Origin of the sequence: Lysobacter enzymogenes, from assembly GCF_900106525.1 — a bacterium.
Lineage (GTDB): Bacteria > Pseudomonadota > Gammaproteobacteria > Xanthomonadales > Xanthomonadaceae > Lysobacter > Lysobacter enzymogenes.
In genome coordinates, this window is the sequence record NZ_FNOG01000008.1 from 304,955 (window position 1) to 321,530 (window position 16,576).

At 70.4% G+C, this 16,576-nt stretch carries 15 protein-coding genes; 10 read left to right on the forward strand and 5 right to left on the reverse strand.

The window, feature by feature from the left end:
* Positions 1-261: 261 nt before the first annotated feature.
* The 3 genes from BLU84_RS20075 to BLU84_RS20085 all read right to left on the reverse strand — a co-directional run bounded on the left by BLU84_RS20075 (position 262) and on the right by BLU84_RS20085 (position 5,131).
* On the reverse strand, positions 262-2,169 hold the full coding sequence (locus BLU84_RS20075) for a M4 family metallopeptidase (RefSeq protein ID WP_139175144.1): 1,908 nt from the start codon (positions 2,167-2,169) through the stop codon (positions 262-264).
* A 414-nt stretch (positions 2,170-2,583) separates the two neighbouring features.
* Positions 2,584-2,802 carry a hypothetical protein gene (locus BLU84_RS20080; protein WP_074871321.1) on the reverse strand — a complete coding sequence of 73 codons (219 nt, stop codon included), beginning with the start codon at positions 2,800-2,802 and terminating at the stop codon, positions 2,584-2,586.
* A gap of 532 nt (positions 2,803-3,334) precedes the next feature.
* Positions 3,335-5,131 carry an SLC13 family permease gene (locus BLU84_RS20085; RefSeq protein ID WP_074871324.1) on the reverse strand — a complete coding sequence of 599 codons (1,797 nt, stop codon included), beginning with the start codon at positions 5,129-5,131 and terminating at the stop codon, positions 3,335-3,337.
* A gap of 136 nt (positions 5,132-5,267) precedes the next feature.
* Between BLU84_RS20085 and BLU84_RS20090 the strand changes: the two genes are divergently transcribed.
* The 3 genes from BLU84_RS20090 to BLU84_RS20100 all read left to right on the forward strand — a co-directional run bounded on the left by BLU84_RS20090 (position 5,268) and on the right by BLU84_RS20100 (position 8,703).
* Entirely contained in the window at positions 5,268-6,449 is a 1,182-nt protein-coding gene (locus tag BLU84_RS20090; RefSeq protein ID WP_074871325.1) for a sensor histidine kinase, read from the forward strand.
* A complete protein-coding gene (locus BLU84_RS20095; protein WP_031374300.1) occupies positions 6,442-6,876 on the forward strand; it encodes a response regulator in 435 nt (144 codons plus the stop codon). The genes BLU84_RS20090 and BLU84_RS20095 overlap by 8 nt, the downstream gene beginning before the upstream one ends.
* 405 nt (positions 6,877-7,281) lie before the next feature.
* On the forward strand, positions 7,282-8,703 hold the full coding sequence (locus BLU84_RS20100) for an APC family permease (RefSeq protein WP_074871327.1): 1,422 nt from the start codon (positions 7,282-7,284) through the stop codon (positions 8,701-8,703).
* An 18-nt stretch (positions 8,704-8,721) separates the two neighbouring features.
* Here the strand turns inward: BLU84_RS20100 and BLU84_RS20105 are convergent, their stop codons facing one another.
* Positions 8,722-9,474 carry a 2OG-Fe(II) oxygenase gene (locus BLU84_RS20105; RefSeq protein WP_083382916.1) on the reverse strand — a complete coding sequence of 251 codons (753 nt, stop codon included), beginning with the start codon at positions 9,472-9,474 and terminating at the stop codon, positions 8,722-8,724.
* Positions 9,475-9,866: 392 nt separating this feature from the next.
* On the opposite strand from BLU84_RS20105, the gene BLU84_RS20110 reads away from it, so the two are divergent.
* The 7 genes from BLU84_RS20110 to BLU84_RS20140 all read left to right on the forward strand — a co-directional run bounded on the left by BLU84_RS20110 (position 9,867) and on the right by BLU84_RS20140 (position 15,728).
* Entirely contained in the window at positions 9,867-10,409 is a 543-nt protein-coding gene (locus BLU84_RS20110; protein WP_074871328.1) for an alpha/beta hydrolase family protein, read from the forward strand.
* Complete coding sequence (locus BLU84_RS27300; protein WP_083382918.1) at positions 10,406-11,032, forward strand: hypothetical protein; 627 nt, start codon at positions 10,406-10,408, stop codon at positions 11,030-11,032. Before BLU84_RS20110 ends, BLU84_RS27300 begins: the two co-directional genes overlap by 4 nt.
* A gap of 55 nt (positions 11,033-11,087) precedes the next feature.
* Entirely contained in the window at positions 11,088-11,849 is a 762-nt protein-coding gene (locus tag BLU84_RS20120) for a hypothetical protein (RefSeq protein ID WP_074871330.1), read from the forward strand.
* Positions 11,850-11,905: 56 nt separating this feature from the next.
* Complete coding sequence (locus tag BLU84_RS20125) at positions 11,906-12,721, forward strand: hypothetical protein (protein WP_074871332.1); 816 nt, start codon at positions 11,906-11,908, stop codon at positions 12,719-12,721.
* A 73-nt stretch (positions 12,722-12,794) separates the two neighbouring features.
* On the forward strand, positions 12,795-13,532 hold the full coding sequence (locus BLU84_RS20130) for a C39 family peptidase (RefSeq protein WP_074871334.1): 738 nt from the start codon (positions 12,795-12,797) through the stop codon (positions 13,530-13,532).
* A gap of 88 nt (positions 13,533-13,620) precedes the next feature.
* Entirely contained in the window at positions 13,621-14,343 is a 723-nt protein-coding gene (locus BLU84_RS20135; protein ID WP_074871336.1) for a hypothetical protein, read from the forward strand.
* Positions 14,344-14,375: 32 nt separating this feature from the next.
* A complete protein-coding gene (locus tag BLU84_RS20140) occupies positions 14,376-15,728 on the forward strand; it encodes a transporter (RefSeq protein ID WP_074871338.1) in 1,353 nt (450 codons plus the stop codon).
* An 88-nt stretch (positions 15,729-15,816) separates the two neighbouring features.
* Here BLU84_RS20140 and BLU84_RS20145 read toward each other — a convergent pair whose 3' ends face one another.
* Positions 15,817-16,446 (reverse strand): hypothetical protein, encoded by a 630-nt coding sequence (locus BLU84_RS20145; protein WP_139175145.1) that lies wholly within the window; start codon positions 16,444-16,446, stop codon positions 15,817-15,819.
* Positions 16,447-16,576: the final 130 nt, after the last annotated feature.

Sequence of the window (16,576 nt, forward strand, 5' to 3'; positions counted from 1 at the left end):
GGCTTGCGCCGCTCCTGCAGTCGCTGCGCCGCGCCTCGCGCTGCAGCCGAAAGCCCCTGTAGGAGCGGCGCAAGCCGCGACCGCGGGGCATCGGACTCGCGTCGCAATCCACGATCCGCAGTCGCCGCTCGCGCCGTTCCTACAGTCGCTATGCCGCACTAACGAAAAAAGCGCCGGGACCGAAGTCCCGGCGCTTTGCATTACGTATCGACAATGCCGAACGCGAAGCGCCGCAGCCGCAAGGCCCCGGCGCCGCCGCGATCACTTCTTGCAGCGCGCCGCGTCCGAGCCTTCCGGCAAGCCCACGTTCACCGCTTCCCACGCGCAGGCCACGGTCTTGACCGCGCTGGCCTTGAGCAGGCCGCGGTCGACCAGGTCCTGGGCCGCGGTCTGGGTCGCCACGCGCGCGTCCGGGTAGCTCGCCTGCGAGGTCAGGTACAGGGTGTTGGCGCGGTACCAGATCTGCCCGGCGACCACTGGCGTCAGGCCCTTCAGGCCGGTCGCGCCGTTGCACACCAGATCGGACGGCAACAGGCTCTTGCGGTGCGACTTGGGCACCTTCTGGCCTTCGGCGAGCAGGTAGAAGAAGTGGTTGCCGATGCCGGAGGTGTAGTGCGGATCCTCATCGACGAAGCCGGCCGCCGGATAGCAGTCGAACGAGCCGTTGCCGTCGGCGTCCTTGTCCAGGCTCGGCTTGAACATGTAGCGCAGCGGCGTGCCGTCGAGGTTGACGTTCTCGCCGATCAGATAATCCGGCGGATCCTTCGGGCTGTTGTCGAAGAACTCGACCAAGGTGCCGTGGATGTCGGAAGTGGCTTCGTTGAGGCCGCCGGCGTCGCCGGAATACAGCAGGCCCGAAGTCGCCTGGGTCACGCCGTGCGACATCTCGTGGCCGGCCACGTCGATGGCCACCACCGGGTTGGACACGCCGTAGTCGCCGTTGCCGTAGACCATGCGCTTGGCGTCGCCGTCCCAGAACGCGTTGGTGCCGCCGATGTCGAAGAAGAAGTAGCTAAAGGTGACGTTGACGAAGCTCTGCACGCCGACGCCGTCGCCGAAGATGCCCAGGCGGTCGTAGAACTTCTTGTAGTAGTCCCAGGTGCGGGCCACGCCGTAGTGGGCTTCCACGCCGGTGCGCGCGACGTTGCTCATCTGCTCGTCGCCCCAGACGTTGTCGGCGTCGAACATCGCCGGGGCGCTGAAGTCGCCGCCGCCGAAGATCAGGTCGACCACGGTGCCGCCGGTGTTGTGGGTGGTGCCGCCGCCGCGCTTGTCGTCGCGCAGCAGGTAGCCCGGGCCGCGGCCGTCGCTTTCCTCGGCGCCGACCTTGGCGGTGGTGATGTTCACCTTGCCGCGGGTGATGGTGTAGCCGCTGGTTTCGGTGCTTTCGGCGCTGTAGATGCGGCTGTCGCGGCCGAGCAGGCCGCCGTTGTCGGCGTCGACGTAGATCAGGTCGTGGACCGGGCGCTGCGCCTTGTTGAGGCCGCGGAAGGTGACTTCATAGGCCAGCTTGGGCTGGTTGTCCTTGGCGAAGTAGACCATGCGCGACTTGGGCTGCTCGAGGAAGCGCCCGGCGAAGTGCACGCCGGCGTCGGCGATGGCCTGCGCGGAGGAAAGCTTGGCGTTCGGCGCGGCGCCGTTGTTGCCGAGCGCGAGGTCGAGGGTCTTGCTGATCGAGCTCAGCAGGCCGTTCTTCGCATGGGTGACCAGGTCGCCGCCGATCACCGGCAGGCCCTGGTAATCGCGCTGGAAGCGCACGTGCTCGCTGCCGTCGGCTTCGACGATCACGTCGCGCGGCTGATAGCTTTCCGCGGCCAGCGCGGCGTCGGCGTTCGCGCCGGACAGGCCGTGCGCGGCGGCGCTGCGGGCCTTGTCGGCCTGCAGCAGTTCGCGCGCGCGCTGCACCGCCGGGTGGTTATCCAGCTGCGCCTGCGGCGTCGCGCCCGAGCGCGCCGAGGCATCGGCGAAGGGTTGCTGCAGCGTGGCGTGCGCGGCCGGCGCGTGCGCGTTGCGCTGCGCGGCGGCGTTCGCGGTTTGCGCGCCGGCGCTGCGCGCGGCGTTGCCCGCGTCGGCGCCGGTATCGCGCTGCGCGATGATCAGCGTAGTGGCAGTGGTGCCGGTGATGGCCAGCAGGATCGATGCGGTGAGCACCTTGTGCTTGATCGACATAATCTTGGGTCTCCGAGTCATGCAAAGCGAAAAGAGAAAAGAACGCAAAATCGCCGCCGCGCTTTGATGCGCGGTTACGGCGGTACTGCACAACGGCAGGGAGTCGGTGCAACCGCAGCGATGCGTCTTACGACGAGTGAAGGCGCAGGCGCTGCAGCGTTTCCCCATAGCTGCGAACGCGGCGCCATGCGCATCCCCCCACCTTGTCGATGCGAAAGGCGCGCGCGGAATGGAAGAAGTGAGATGCGCGTCTAAGAGCGCGCCGCTTGATTGGCGACGCAAGTTTCGCGCTCGCCCTGTAGGAGCGGCGCGAGCCGCGACTGCGGCATCGCAGCTACTGCGAAGGTTTCGTCGCGAACGGAAACTTCGCTGTCGCGGCTCGCGCCGCTCCTACAGCGGCTTCGGACGCAACGCTCAGCGCGTCGGCGCGGGCATGATGTGCGACAGATAGATGCGGCTGTCTTCGAAGATGCGGATCGCCACCGCCACGCGCAGCTGCATCGACAGATCGAAGGCTTCGGCCTTGGCCGCGGCCGATGCCGAGGCGGCATCGTCGAAGCGCGTGTCGGCCACGTCGCAGGACAAGGTGCGGCCGTGATAAGTGGATTCGTTGAGTTGCACCGTGAAGACCATGACGCCCCGCGTGGATGGCGAACGATGAGGCCCCGATCCGACTCGCCGTTGGCGCGAAACGGCGGCCCGTTCTGGGTTCCCTGGCCGGTCGGCCTGCGGTGCCGGTGGTTCGGGCGCGCGTCCGGGGCGCGGCTAAGTTGACCCAAGTCGCAGTCTTTCGCCCTCGGAAGACTCGCGGCTGCGCTGTAGGAAATGTCTGATCGGGCCGTCGGCCATCGCCCCGCGGCGCCGTCGCCAACGACTGAACGCCGCCTGTAACCGCCGGCGGCTCCGAGACTTTCGGCGGATCAACCGTGACCGCGGCCGTCTTACCTTGACCGCTCCCGCGTCGCCGCGGCCGTTAAGGACCGACCATGCCCGCCCTCGCCAGGACCACGGCCAAGCAGCACGCACGCCCTCGCCCGCGCTGGCGTTCGCGCCGCCGCGCATGGCTGGGCTTTGCGCTGCTGCTGGCGTGGGCGGTCGCGCCGGCGGCGCCTGGCGCAGGTACGGTCAGCCTGGTCGCCGGCGAACTCGAGGCGCAGGCGCTGCCTCAGCCGCCCGGCCAGAACGGGCCGCCGAGCCAGAGCCAGCGCGCCATCCAGGCGCTGACCAAGGCGATGAGCACGGTCAAGGGCAAGCCGATGCGCAGGAAGTCGCTGAAGCGGTATTGGCCCGGGCCGAGGATGAGAAGGTTGCCGTGGTGACCGATCGGGGTCAGGAACGCGACCACCGCGCCGAGCGCGGTGCACACCACGAACGGCGTCGCCGGCTGGCCCAGCGACTGCGCCAGCGAAATCGCGATCGGCCCCAGCAACACCGTCGTCGCCGCGTCCGACAGGATCTGGGTCAGCAGCGCCGCCACCGTGAACATCACCAGCAAGATCGCCAGCGGCGGCCAGCCGGCGATCACGTGCAACATGCCCTGGGCCAGCAATTGCGCCGTGCCGGTCTGCTCCATCGCCACGCCCAGCGGGATCACGCCGGCGATCATCACGAAGATGCGCACGTCGATCTCGCGATACGCCTGTTCGACATCGACGCAGCGCGTGGCCACCATCGCCACCGCGCCGAGCAGGAACGCCAGCGGCGCCGGCAACCATTCGGTCGCCGCCGCGAGCACGGTCGCGGCCAGGATCGCCAGCGCGATCGGCGCGCGCACGCGCCGCCGCGCTTCGCCGGCGAACGGCACCAGCATCAGGAAGCCGTGGTGCGCGGCCAGTTCGGCGAAGCGCGCCGGCCGGCCCCACAGCACCAGCAGGTCGCCTTCGCGCAGGCGCGCGTCGGCCAGGCGCGGCGCGACCGCGCCCTGGCGCCGCCACAAGCCGGCGATGACCGCGTTGAACTGGCGCGCGAAGTCGAGCTCGCGCACGCTGCGGCCGATGAACTCCGAACCCGGCGCGACCAGGGCCTGCACCAGTTGCGCTTCGCCGTCGCCCTGCGCGTGCTCGCCGAAGCGCGCGACTGCATTGAGATCGAGGCCAGGATCGTCGTGCAGCGAGGCCAGCGCGTCGGCCGAGGCTTCCACCAGCAGGATGTCGCCGCTGATCAGCGGGCTGCTCGGGCCGAGGTCTTGCCGGCGCACGCCGTCGCGCAGCCAGCCGGTCAGCACGAAGCGGTCGCCCAGCGCTTTTTGCAGTTCCGCCAGCGGCCGCGTGCTCCAGCGCGAGCCTTCCACCACCAGCAGTTCGGTGCGGTAGCGGTCCAGGCGCAGATAGCCGTCGTCGCCGTGCTCGCCGCTGCGCTTGGGCAGGATCCAGCGCGCGGCCAGCATGTACAGCACGCCGACCACGACCAGCGCCAAACCGATCGGGGTGATCGAGAAGATGCCCAGGCCCGGCGCGCCGGTGCGTTCGATCAGGTTGTCGGCGAGCAGGAAGGCCGGCGCGCTGACCAGCGTGAGCGTGGTGCCCAGCGAGGCGGCGAACGACATCGGCATCAGCAGGCGCGAGGCCGACAGGCCGCGCGACTTCGCGAACCGGGTCAGGATCGGCAGCATCATCGCCGTGACCATGACGTGGTGGGTGAACGAGGACAGCGCCGCCACCGCCGGCATGGTCACCGCGATCGCGCGGCCCTCGCTGCGGCCGGCGGCGCGGCCGATCCACTGGCCCAGGCGCTCGGTGATGCCGGTCGCGGCCAGGCCGCCGGAAATCACGAACACCGCCGCGACGATGATCGCCGGTTCGCTGGCGAAGCCCGACAGCGCCTGCTTGGCGTCGAGCACCCCGGTCAGCACCAGCGCCAGCAGGGTCAGCATGGCGGTGACATCGACCCGCAGCCGTTCGCTGACGAACAGGTACAAAGCGCCGGCCAGGATCAGGAGGAACGCGATCTGGGAAAAGTCCATGCGCACGATTGTGCGGGACTTGGCCGTGTCCATGCCGTGTGCGCCGTCCACCCTGCCGTCACGGATGCATTGGCTACACTTTCCGGCCAATTCGCCGCCGATGGCCGACGCTGCGCTCCGATCCGACCCTAATCCGATGACCTTGCCGCACCCCCTGCCGACCGCTGCGCAGGCCGGAAACGACCCGGCGCAGGATGATCGTTTCCGTCTGGCGATGACGGCGTCGAACATCGGCATGGCCATCGTGTCGCTCGACGGGGTCTGGCTGGAGGTCAATCCGGCGCTGTGCGCGATGCTGGGCTACCGCGAGGAGCAGTTGCGCGGGCACCACTACAGCGAAGTCACCCACCGCGACGATCTGGCGATCAGCCAGAACCTGGTCGCGGCCCTGGTCAGCGGCGAGCTGGCCTCGGTCGACGAGCACAAGCGCTACGTCCACGCCGACGGTTCGGACGTGTGGGTGCAGCTCAACGTGGCGGTGATGCGCGCCGACGACGGCGCGCCGCAGTATTTCATCTCGCACATGCGCGACATCCGCGGCGAGCGCGAGGCCGGCATCGCGCTGAGCGCGCGCGTGGCCGAGCACGGCGCCGCGCTGGACGCCTCGCACCGGCAATTGCAGCTGTTCGCCGACGCGGTCGCGCACGACCTGCGCGCGCCGCTGCGTTCGATCGAAAGCTTTTCCGCGCTGCTGGCCGACCGCGCCGGCGAGCGCCTGAACGAAACCGACCGCGACTATCTGACCCGGATCCGCGCCGCCGCCACCCGCATGACCGGGCTGCTGGCGATGCTGACCGAGCTGTCGCACGTGACCCGCGCGGAGATGCGGATCGGGCCGGTGGACCTGAGCCTGCTCGCCGACTGGGTCGGCGCCGAGCTGCAGGACGCCGATCCGTCGCGCCGCGGCGAGGTCCGGGTGCAGCCGGGGTTGCAGGTCGAAGGCGACGAGCGCCTGCTCAAGCTGATGCTGACCCAGCTCATGCACAACGCCTGGAAGTTCTCGGCGCTGGCGGCCGAGGCGGACGCGCCGGTGCGGATCGAGGTCGGCGGCGAAACCCGCGACGGGGCGCTGGCGCTGAGCGTGCGCGACCACGGGAGCGGTTTCGACATGCGCTATGCTCACAAGCTGTTCGAGCCCTTCCAGCGCCTGCACGGGCCGGACCAGGGCGGCGGCCACGGCCTGGGGCTGGCGATCGCGCGGCGGGTGGCCGAGCGCCATCGCGGCCGTCTGCGCGCCCACGCCGGGCCTGGCGCGGGCAGCACGTTCACAGTCGAGTTGCCGCTCGTATCGAGGGGCGAGGAAAACGTTGATGCATAAGGAAATCCTGCTGGTCGAGGACAATCCCGACGACGTCGAGCTGACCCGGCTCGCCTTCGACGAGGCCAAGATCGCCAACAGGCTGGTGGTGATGGGCGACGGCGCCGAGGCGCTGGATTACCTGTTCGCCCGTGGCCGCTATTCGGACCGCGACCCCAACGACCTGCCGTCGATCGTGCTGCTGGACCTGAACCTGCCCAAGGTCGACGGCCGCGAGGTGTTGCAGGCGATCCGCGCCCACGAACCCACCCGCACCCTGCCGGTGGTGGTGCTGACCACCAGCACCGAGCCGTTCGACGTCGAAGCCAGCTATGCGCTCGGGGTCAACAGCTACATCCAGAAGCCGGTGGATTTCGAGCAGTTCGTCTGGGCGGTCAAGCAGGTCGGGCTGTACTGGCTGGTGCTGAACCACCCGCGCAATCCCTGATCGGGGCGCCGCGTTCGCGGCGTGGCCGCGGCTGGTGGACCGAAGCCTTCGCGCCGGCGTCGCCGAATAGGGTCTCGTCGCGGTTTTCGCGGGTCGCGCTTTTGCCGCGCGGCTGGCCGTAGTCCCGGCGGTTTTCGCCCGGCCTAGTGCCAATCACTCATCCAAGAACCGCCTCGGGGCTGCCCGCCAGGCGGTTTTTTCGTGCCTTGGGCATGGCAATAGCACGCCGTCGAGCACAGCTCCTGCAGCCAGCATGTCCGCGCGGGCACATCCACGTTCGATAGGCGTATTGCGTCCACATCGGTGCTGCGGCCGGTGACGGCCTGCCCGCCGCGCGGCGGCGCGGCCGGACGCCTCCAGCCCGCCGGTGCGCGGCGGGCCCGCCACGAAGGGATGCCCGCATTGATGCGTGATACTCCGGAGCAACGCTTGAAAGCCGGTTCGGTCGGTTGGCTGCAGATCCTGGCCTTGGTGCTCGCCACCACCGGGCCGTTGATCGGCCTGGTCGGCGCGGTGCCGGTGGCGCTGACCCAGGGCAACGGCATCGGCATGGCCGGCTGTTTCCTGCTTGCCGGTCTGATCTATCTGGTTTTCGGCGCCGGCTTCGCGGCCTTGACCCGGCAGGTGGTGGACGCCGGCGCGTTCTATGCCTGCGTCGCGCGCGGCCTGTCGCGCCCGGCCGGATTGATCGCGGCCGGGCTGGCGACTACGGCGTACATGGCCTTGCAACTGTGCTGCTACGGCTTGATCGGCTTCTTCATGACCCAGCTCAGCCAGGGCGTGTGGGGCGAAGGCCTGCCGTGGTGGTTCAACGCCTTGCTGGTCAACGCCGTGGTGCCGTTTTGCGCGCAGCGCAATCTGACCTTCGCCGCGCGCCTGCTCGGCGTCCTGGTTCTGGCCGAATTCGCGGTGTTGGCCGCGTTCGCTGCGTCGGTGCTGTGGCACGGCGGCGGGCCGGAAGGCCTGAGCGCGCAGCCGTTCGCGCCGGCGCAGGTGTTCTCGGCCGGTTTCGGCGCGGCGATGGTGTTCGCCGTGGCCGCCTTCGCCGGCTTCGAGACCGCGGCGGTCTACGGCGAGGAAGCGCGCGCGCCGCAGCGCACCGTGTCGCGCGTGTTGTTGGTGGCGATCCTCGCCGTCACCGCGACCTTGGCCGGATCGGCCTGGGCGCTGATCGCGGCCTACGGCCCCGGCGAAGTCGTCGACGCGGCCGCGCGCGATCCCGGCGCGTTGTGGTTCTCGGCGGTGTCGCGGTTCTTGTCGCCGGACTTGAGCACGGCGATGGCGGTGCTGCTGATGACCAGCCTGTTCGCCGCCATCATCGGCCTGCAGAACGCGGTCTCGCGCTATCTCTATGCGCTGGGCCGCGATGGCGCGATCTGGCCGGTGCTGGCGCAGATGCATCCGCAGCACGAGACGCCCTACATCGCCAATCTGGCCCAGGCGTCGGTGTCGATCCTGGCGTTGGCCGGGTTGGGACTGGTCGAAAGCGATCCGCTGCGCATCGCCTTGGGTTCGGCGTCGGCGCTGGCGGTGATCGCGCTGCTGAGCGCGCAGATTCTGGTCAGCGCCGCGGTGATCGGTTTCTTCCGCGGCCGCGACGGCGGCGTGTGGAGCACCCGGATCGCGCCGGCGGCGAGCGCGCTGGCGTTGGCGGCGCTGCTGTGCACGGTCTTGCTCAACCTGCGTTCGCTGACCGGCGGCAGCGCGGCCGCGGCCTGGACGATCGCGATCGCGCTGCTGGCGCTGGCGGGCGCCTGCGCGTTGCGCGCCTGGGCGATGAAGCGGCGCGATCCGGCCGCCTACGCGCGGCTCGGCGGCGCGCGCTGACGCCCGCGGCGAGCCGCGTCAGCCGGCCGCGAACAAGCGCTCGGCGCGCTGGAACAGGATCCAGCTGGTGGCGATGTACTTGTCGCCGCCCTTGGGCCGGTTGCCGCGGTGGGTGTGGGTGAACGCCGCCGGCGCGATCAACAGGTCGCCGGCGCGCGGAACGATCTTGCGGCGTTGATAGAGGAACTCGGTTTCGCCTTCGCCGAAGCCGTCGTTGAGATAGATCGTCCACAGCACGTGGCGGTGCAGGGTGTCGGCATGGGCGTCGCGCGGGTACAGCTCGCAATGCCAATACGGATAGCCGCCGCGGCCGTCGGTGTAGCGCTGCAGGTTGATCGCGCCGGGGCGGAACACGGTCTGCGCGACCGGCGCGAGCTGGGCGTCGTCCATCTGCGCCATGCGCTCGGCGGTGAGGCGGTGGCGCTTGCCGTCGGCGTCGGGCGCTTCCAGCATCAGCGGCGCGATCATCATGTGCGGATAGCGGCGCAGGTATTGCAGCAGGCCGCGGAACACCGCCAGGTTCAGCGCGACTTCGATGTCCTTCCAGCCCTCGCGCCCGGTGATGGTGAGGTCGCGGCTGTCCTTGAGGTCGGGCATCACCCCGCCGCCGACGCGGCCGGGTTCGCTCTCGCGGCTGGCGTCGAAGCGCCGGACCAGGTCGGCGCATTGCTCGCGGCTCAGCACCTGCGGATAGACCTCGATGAAATCGTCGCCGCCGGTGGCGGCAGCGGGCAGGGCGTCGCGAGCGGCGTCGGGTGCGTGCGAAGACATGGAACCAACCTGAAGGGACGGGACGGATAAGACACAAACGCGCGACGGCGGCGTCGCCCCATCCTCGCATGCGCGATGCAGTTGCGAAAACGCAACGCGGCGGCGGCGCGTCTGCGCGGCCGCGCGCGATCGACTGCAAAGGCAGGCGCAGCGCACATGCGCGTCGGCGCCGGCGCCAAGCTGAGTGGGGACGCGGCGTCGCCGACATCGCCACGGTGCGTTGCGGGCGAGCAACGTTTTCTCGCGCCGGCACCGGCCAGGCGCCGGCGTCGGCGGCGAAACCGCTTTGGGATCAATGGCTTGAAAAGTTGGCACGGGACTAGCGTGGGAACTCCCACCGGCCGCTCGCCCCGCCCTCGGCGCGTCGAGCTTCCCCCGCCCCGGAGTCCGCCATGTCCCCCGCCACCGTCCGTGTCGTCCCGCTCTCCCGCCGCTGCGCATCGACGTTCGCCGCGCTGACGCTCGCCGTCGCCGTCGTGCCTGCGGTGCAGGCGGCCGAGCCCGGCACCAACACCCATACCGACCCGAGCGTGATCGTCGCCCGCACCGTCTACCCGCGCATCGCTTATCGCGCGCTGCCGGCGCAGGACAATCCGGTGCGCACCGCGGCCACTACCTTTCCCGCCCAGGTCTTCCACACCACTCTAGATCGTTCGCTGGCGCCGCTGCTCGACGATGCCGCGCTCGGCCAGCACGGTTCCGGCGGCGTCGGCATCGGCGCCGCGACCGGCGCGTTGACCGGCCTGCTGGTGCCGGGCGCCGGCCCCGGCGCGGGCAATGCGTTCGGCGGGCCGGCGACAACGGCACCGCTGGGCGCCAGCGCCAGCGTCGGCGGCGCGGTGATCGGCGCCACTGCCGGCCTGGGCGACACCATCACCGGCGCGGTGATGCAAGCGGTGATGCCGGCCGCCGCAGCGCCCGGGAGCGGGCGGTGAACGCCCGCGCCCGCCCGCTGCGGCATGCGCCGCTGTGGCTGATCGCTTGCCTGCTGGCGACCGCGGTGGTCGCCGACGGCCGCGCCCAGACGCCGCTCGACAGCGCCCGCATCGGCGCCGCCGGGCGCGGCCTCGACGGCCGCGCCGCGATCAACCAGGCCGCCGGGCAGGGCAACGCCCAGGCCAACCAGGCCGCGCTGTCGCTGTCGTCCGACGGCATCGCGTCGGCCGCCGCCAACGCGCGTCAGCAGCTCGATCCTGTCGCCGCCGCCGCCCTCGCCCGCCGCGCCCAGGCGCGCATCGACGCCGGCGCCTTCGCCGACGCGCGCGGCCTGCTGCAACTCAACCAAAGCGCCGGCGCGGGCAATGCCCAGCTCAACCAGTTCGCGCTCGCGCGCGGTGGCGACGGCAGCAGCGCGCTCGACGACGCCGCGCTGGCGCAAGTCGCCGGCCCCGCGGCCGCGCCGCTGGAAACCCGCCACGCGCCGGGCCTGCGCGAAGCCGCCATCGCCGACGACGCCTTCCGCGGCGGCCAGGGCGTGCTGCAACTCAATCAGACGGCGGGGACCGGCAACGCGTCGGTCAACGCCATCGTGCTCCGACTGCCGGGGAGTGCTCCATAAAAACCACAACGGCGGAATGCAGTCGCGACACCCATCATCCTTCAGGAGAGAGACCATGAAAGCGCAACTGACCCTGCTCGCCCTCGCTTTGGCCATCGCCGCACCCGCTTACGCCGAAGGCGACGACGCGCGCATCCACAGCGACACCTCGGTGAGCAACCGCATCCACGTCGGCGGCCATGTCAGCGTCAAGGGCAAGATCCGCGTGGCTTCCGAATCCGCCGCGACCGTCGACCAGGACCAGAACACCCTGGCCAACAGCTCGCTCGGCGACGGCGACCACGATGCGCATCTGGGCGGCAGCGCCCTGTCCAACGCTCAGGGCAACATGGGCGTCAACGTCGCCGCCGGCGTCGGCAACGCGCAGAGCAACGACACCGCGCTGTCGGCGGTGGACGGCGAGAAGGTGTTCGCCTCGGCGATGACCTTCAACGACCAGAAGACCGGCTTCAACTACGCCTATTCCAGCCAGCAGGACACCTACTACAGCGCCACGCTCGACGGCAGCGCGCTGTCCAACGCCAAAGGCAACATCGGCGTGAACGTCGGCGCCGGCGTCGGCAACGCGCAGAGCAACGGCATGGCCGCCTCGGTCAACAGCTCCGGCACCATCGCCAAGGCCGCGTCCGACAGCGAGCAGCACGGCTGGCTCAACGAACTGGCCGCAGCCTGCGACCTGGACACCTTCGCCACCCTCGGCGGCAGCGCGCTGTCGGGCGCGCAGGGCAACATCGGCGCCAACGTCGCCGCCGGCGTGGGCAACCTGCAACACAACGGCCTGTCGATCGCCACCGCCTCGTGCGGCAGCTGCCAATGACGCGCGCGCGGCCGCGGCGCACCGCCGCGGCCGCTCCCGCCTGACGGAGAACCACGATGAAACTTCTTCCGCACTCCCTGCTGGCGATCGCGCTGGCGGCGCTGGCCCTGCCGGCCTTCGCCGAAGGCGACGACGCGCGCATCCGCAGCGACACGTCGGTGAGCAATCGCATCCACGTCGGCGGCCACGTCAACGTGAAAGGCAAGATCCGCGTCGCTTCCGAATCGGCCGCCACGGTCGACCAGGACCAGGCCACCGACAGCAACGCCTCGCTCGGCGACGGCGACCACAGCGCGCATCTGGGCGACAACGCCCTGTCGAACGCGCAAGGCAACATCGGCGCCAACGTCGCCGCCGGCGTCGGCAACGCGCAGAGCAACGACACCGCGCTGTCGGCGGTGGACGGCGAGAAAGTATTCGCCTCGGCGATGGTGTTCGGCCGTCAGTCCGCGCTGGCCAATTTCGCCACCACCAACACCGACCAGACCTTCTACCGCGCTACCCTCGACGGCAACGCGCTGTCGAACGCGAAGGGCAACATCGGCGTCAACGTCGCCGCGGGCGTCGGCAACGTCCAGGGCAACGGCATGGCCGCTTCGGTCAACAGTTCCGGCACCGTGGCGCTGGCGACCTCCGACAGCGAGCAGTGGGCCTCGTCGAACCTGCTCGACAGCGACGGCCGCCGCATCAGCCTGGACCTGTACGCATCGCTCGGCGGCAACGCGCTGTCCGGTGCGCAGGGCAACATCGGCGTCAACGTAGCGTCCGGCGTGGGCAACCTGCAGCACAACGGTTTGGCCATCGCCACCGCCTCGTGCGGCGCCTGCGCACCGCCGCCTCCGCCTCCCACCTGCAGTCAATGCGGCGACTGACCTCCCCCCGTCGTCGCACCGCGATGGCCGCGCGTCGGCCATCGCGGCCTTGCCCCCCGCTGAGGCCGCCGTCATGTCCGCGCATCGCTGCTGTCTGTGTTTCCTCGCGCTCGCCCTCGCCGCCTGCGGCGCTGCGCACGCGCAAAGCGCGGGCGCGCCCGGCGAGCGCTACAGCGCGGTCGACCTGACCCGCCTCACCGGCGCGACCTCTACGCCCGTGGTCAAGCCGATGCGGACCCTGCGCGACCTGCGTTATCGCGAACTGCTGCGCCAGCGCTACGACTTCAGCTGCGGCTCGGCCGCCTTGGCCAGCCTGCTGCACTACGGCTACGGCCTGGACGTCGACGAACCGGCGCTGATCGAAAAGATGATGGTCGGCGTGGACCCGCGCGAAGTCGTGCGCAACGGTTTCTCGATGCTGGACATGAAACGTTACGTCGAAAGCATCGGCCTGCGCGCGCACGGCTTCCGCATCGACGCCGACGCGCTGTACCGCTTGCAGATGCCGGTGATCGCGCTGCTCGATCTGCGCGGCTATCGCCACTTCGTCGTGGTCAAGGGCGCCGCCGGCGGACGCGTGTTCGTCGCCGATCCGGCGCTGGGCCACCGGGTGATGCCGGAAGCCGAGTTCGTGCGCGGCTGGAACGGCATCGTCCTGGCCGTGGTCGGCGACCGGCCGATGCGCGCGGATTCCTATCTGGTCGGCGACCGCAGCTCGCCGGCGCTGCAACGCCGCGGCGATGCGCTCGAACGCGCCACCGCGGCGCCGCGCGCGGTCGAGTACACGCTGTCGCTGTCCGATCTGTTCTAGCGCCGATCCGTTCCAACGCCGCTCCATTCCGATCCTGGCGACCGATTTGAGATCGCCGACGAGGTGCCCGATGAACCGCCGATCCCTCATGTGCGTTCTGCTTGCGGCCACCGCCGTTACAGCGCAACCCGCTGCCGCGCTGCCGCCGCTTCGCGCGCAGCTCGTCGACGACGCCACCCTGGCCACGCTCAGCGGCCGCTATTACGACGCGCAGATGCTGGTCGGCCTGCGCGTGGACCTGATTTCCAGCGTGGCCACGCCGCAGCAGGGCGCGGCCGCGGCCAGCGGCTCGCTGCTGGTCCTGCGCGACGGCAACGGCTTCAGCGTGCGCAGCGATGCGCGCAGCAGCGCGTCCGGCGGCGGCGATGCATCCGCGTCCGCACTGACGTCCGGCGCCGAATCGGTCCGCATGCAGGGCATCGGCCAGATCGCGCAGATCGCCGGCGACGGCAATCGTTTGTCGAACCTGGCCGCGATCGAGTTCGTCGACCCGGCCCGCGCCAACCGCGACGCCGCCGGCTTCAACGGCCAGACCCGCAGCGACAGCGCCGCCGGCGCGATGCATGCGCAGGTGACCTTCCTCGACGGCGGCGTCCAGGTCGGCGTGCAGGCGCCGGGCGTGTCGCTGCAACAGCGCGTCGACGCCGGCGGGCTCGGCGGCATCGCCCAGAGCGGCCGCATCGCCGGCGACGGCGTGGTCGCCGGCAACCGCCTGCAGTTGCAGATCGTCAGCGCGGCGATGACGCCGCAGATGAGCCGCGAGCTCGGCCTGCAGCAGGCGCTCGAAGGCCTGCGCGCGCTGCCGCGCTGATGTCCACCGTTCCCAGGCAAACAGGCACGATCATGCGCGTCGCTCCCACTGCGTTGTCCCTCGCTCTGGCGCTGGCGTTGAGCGCGCCGGCCTACGCCGCCGATGCGGACGCGCCGGCGCAGGAAGTCCGCTCGCTGCACCAGCGCATGCTCGACATGAGCCGCGAACTCGATGCGCAGCGCGCGCAGATCGAACGCCTGCGCGACGAAGTCGACCGGCTCGAACTGGCCCAGCGCGGCCGCGGCCTGAGCGCACCGCCCACCGACACGGCCGCCGCCGCGCCCGACGGCGCCCAGCAAGGCGTGCCGCGCGACGCGCGCGAACTGGCCGAAGACGCGCGGCGCAAGGCCGGCACCGAGACCGACGGCGAGCGCAGCGCGAACACGCCGCCGCAGGTCGGCCAGGCCCAGCGCGAAGAGGACGCGCAGCGGCGCGAGCAGGAAAAAGCCCTGGTGGTGCGCGAGCACGCGCCGCTGTTCGAGCGCAAGTTCACCCTCGACGCCGGTTTCAGCTACAGCTATTACGACCGCCGCCAGCTCGCGCTCAGCGGCTTCCTGGCGCTGGACGCGATCTTCCTGGGCAGCATCAACCTCGACCAGACCAAGGCCAGCGTCGGCACCTTCGAACTCAGCGGCCGCTACGGCCTCAGCGACCGCCTCAGCGTCGAAGCCTCGCTGCCCTACGTCTACCGCGACTCGCGCTTCGTCAGCGGCGGCGCCGGCGGCGCGTCCAGCGTGGTCAGCGAAGTGCGCATGCGCTCGCAAGGCGTGGGCGATGCGAGCGTGGCGGCGTACTACCAGTGGGTGAAGGAATCGCAGCGCTGGCCCGACATCGTCACCAGCCTGCGCGTGCGCGCGCCGACCGGGCGCGACCCGTTCGGGCTCAAGCTGATCCAGCCCGACGGCGACAACAACAACCTCAACATCCCCGAAGCCCTGCCGACCGGCTCGGGCGTGTGGGCGGCGACCTTCAACGTCTCGGCGCTGCGCACCTACGACCCGGTCATCCTGTTCGGCAACATCGGCTACACCTACAACCGGCCGGAGAACTTCGGCGACATCTCGCCGGTGGCCGAACAGGTCTCGCCGGCGCGAGTGGCGCTGGGCAACACCGTGCAGCTCAGCGGCGGCCTGGCGATCGCGCTCAACGACCGTTCGGCGGTGAGCTTCAGCGTCGCCACCGCCGCCACCGGCGCCACCCACACCACAGCGCCGGGCGCGCCGAAGCGGCGCGTGGCCGGCAGCTCCAGCAATTCCACCACGCTCAACATCGGCGCCAGCTACGTGCTGCCCTCGGGCTGGACCTTCAACGGCCAACTCGCCGCGGGGCTGACCCCGGACGCGCCGAACTTCGTGTTTTCGCTGCGCGGCTCGCGTTCGTTCTGAGCGCGGGGCGCGGCACCGCTTGCGGGCGATAGCGTCGCGCTGTGCCCGGGGACGGGGTGGACGCATTGTCCACCCCGGTTTTCTGCGCTCACAGCTTTTCCCAGCGATCCTTGATCTCTTCGCAAGCGGCGGCCAGATCGCCCAGCCGGCGCTTTCTGGCCCTGGGCGCGGTGTGGATCCTGCGGGTCGCGATATCCACCACATAACAGCGCGAAGAAAGCACCAGGCCGGGCGCGGACAGGTTGCGTTCCAGATGGGTCTGCATCGCGGTGGCGACGTAATTCCCGCCTTTCTCGTCCAGCGGCTGGCTCTTGGAAAAATGCAGCTTGACGCAGCCGACCACGGCGAGCGAGCGCGGATCCAGCAGCAGCGCATCCGGACGCGCGACCACGCGCACGCCGGCCATCTCGACCGCGTCGGAACACCGCGCATCGGCCGAGACCGCGATCAGATCGTCGATCTTCATCGCGCCGCGGATTTCGACGAAGGTGTCGATGGCCGCGGCGGAGTGGGCCCGGTCCTGCATCGCGAAATCCGACCCGCCCGGGTCTCGCCGCAAGCCCTCGGCGAAGTCGCGCGCCCGCGCTTCGCCGGCCGTGCCAGACGCGATGAGGGACGAAATGGCGTCGCGCGCGTCCCGATAGCGGGCGGCCTTGAACACGGGTCTGTTCTTCTGGTCCTTGACGATCTGCCGCCGCCGGGCCGGCGTGGCCGTCATGTACTCGCCGAGCTTGTTGACCGAAATGCGAGGATCCATCCTGTCTTGTCTCCCTGTATCGGTGACTGCACCGTGTCAGGTTACTCGTTAGGCGTCTCTGCGCTTGCGACTGGCTCTTGGCCGCGAGGCC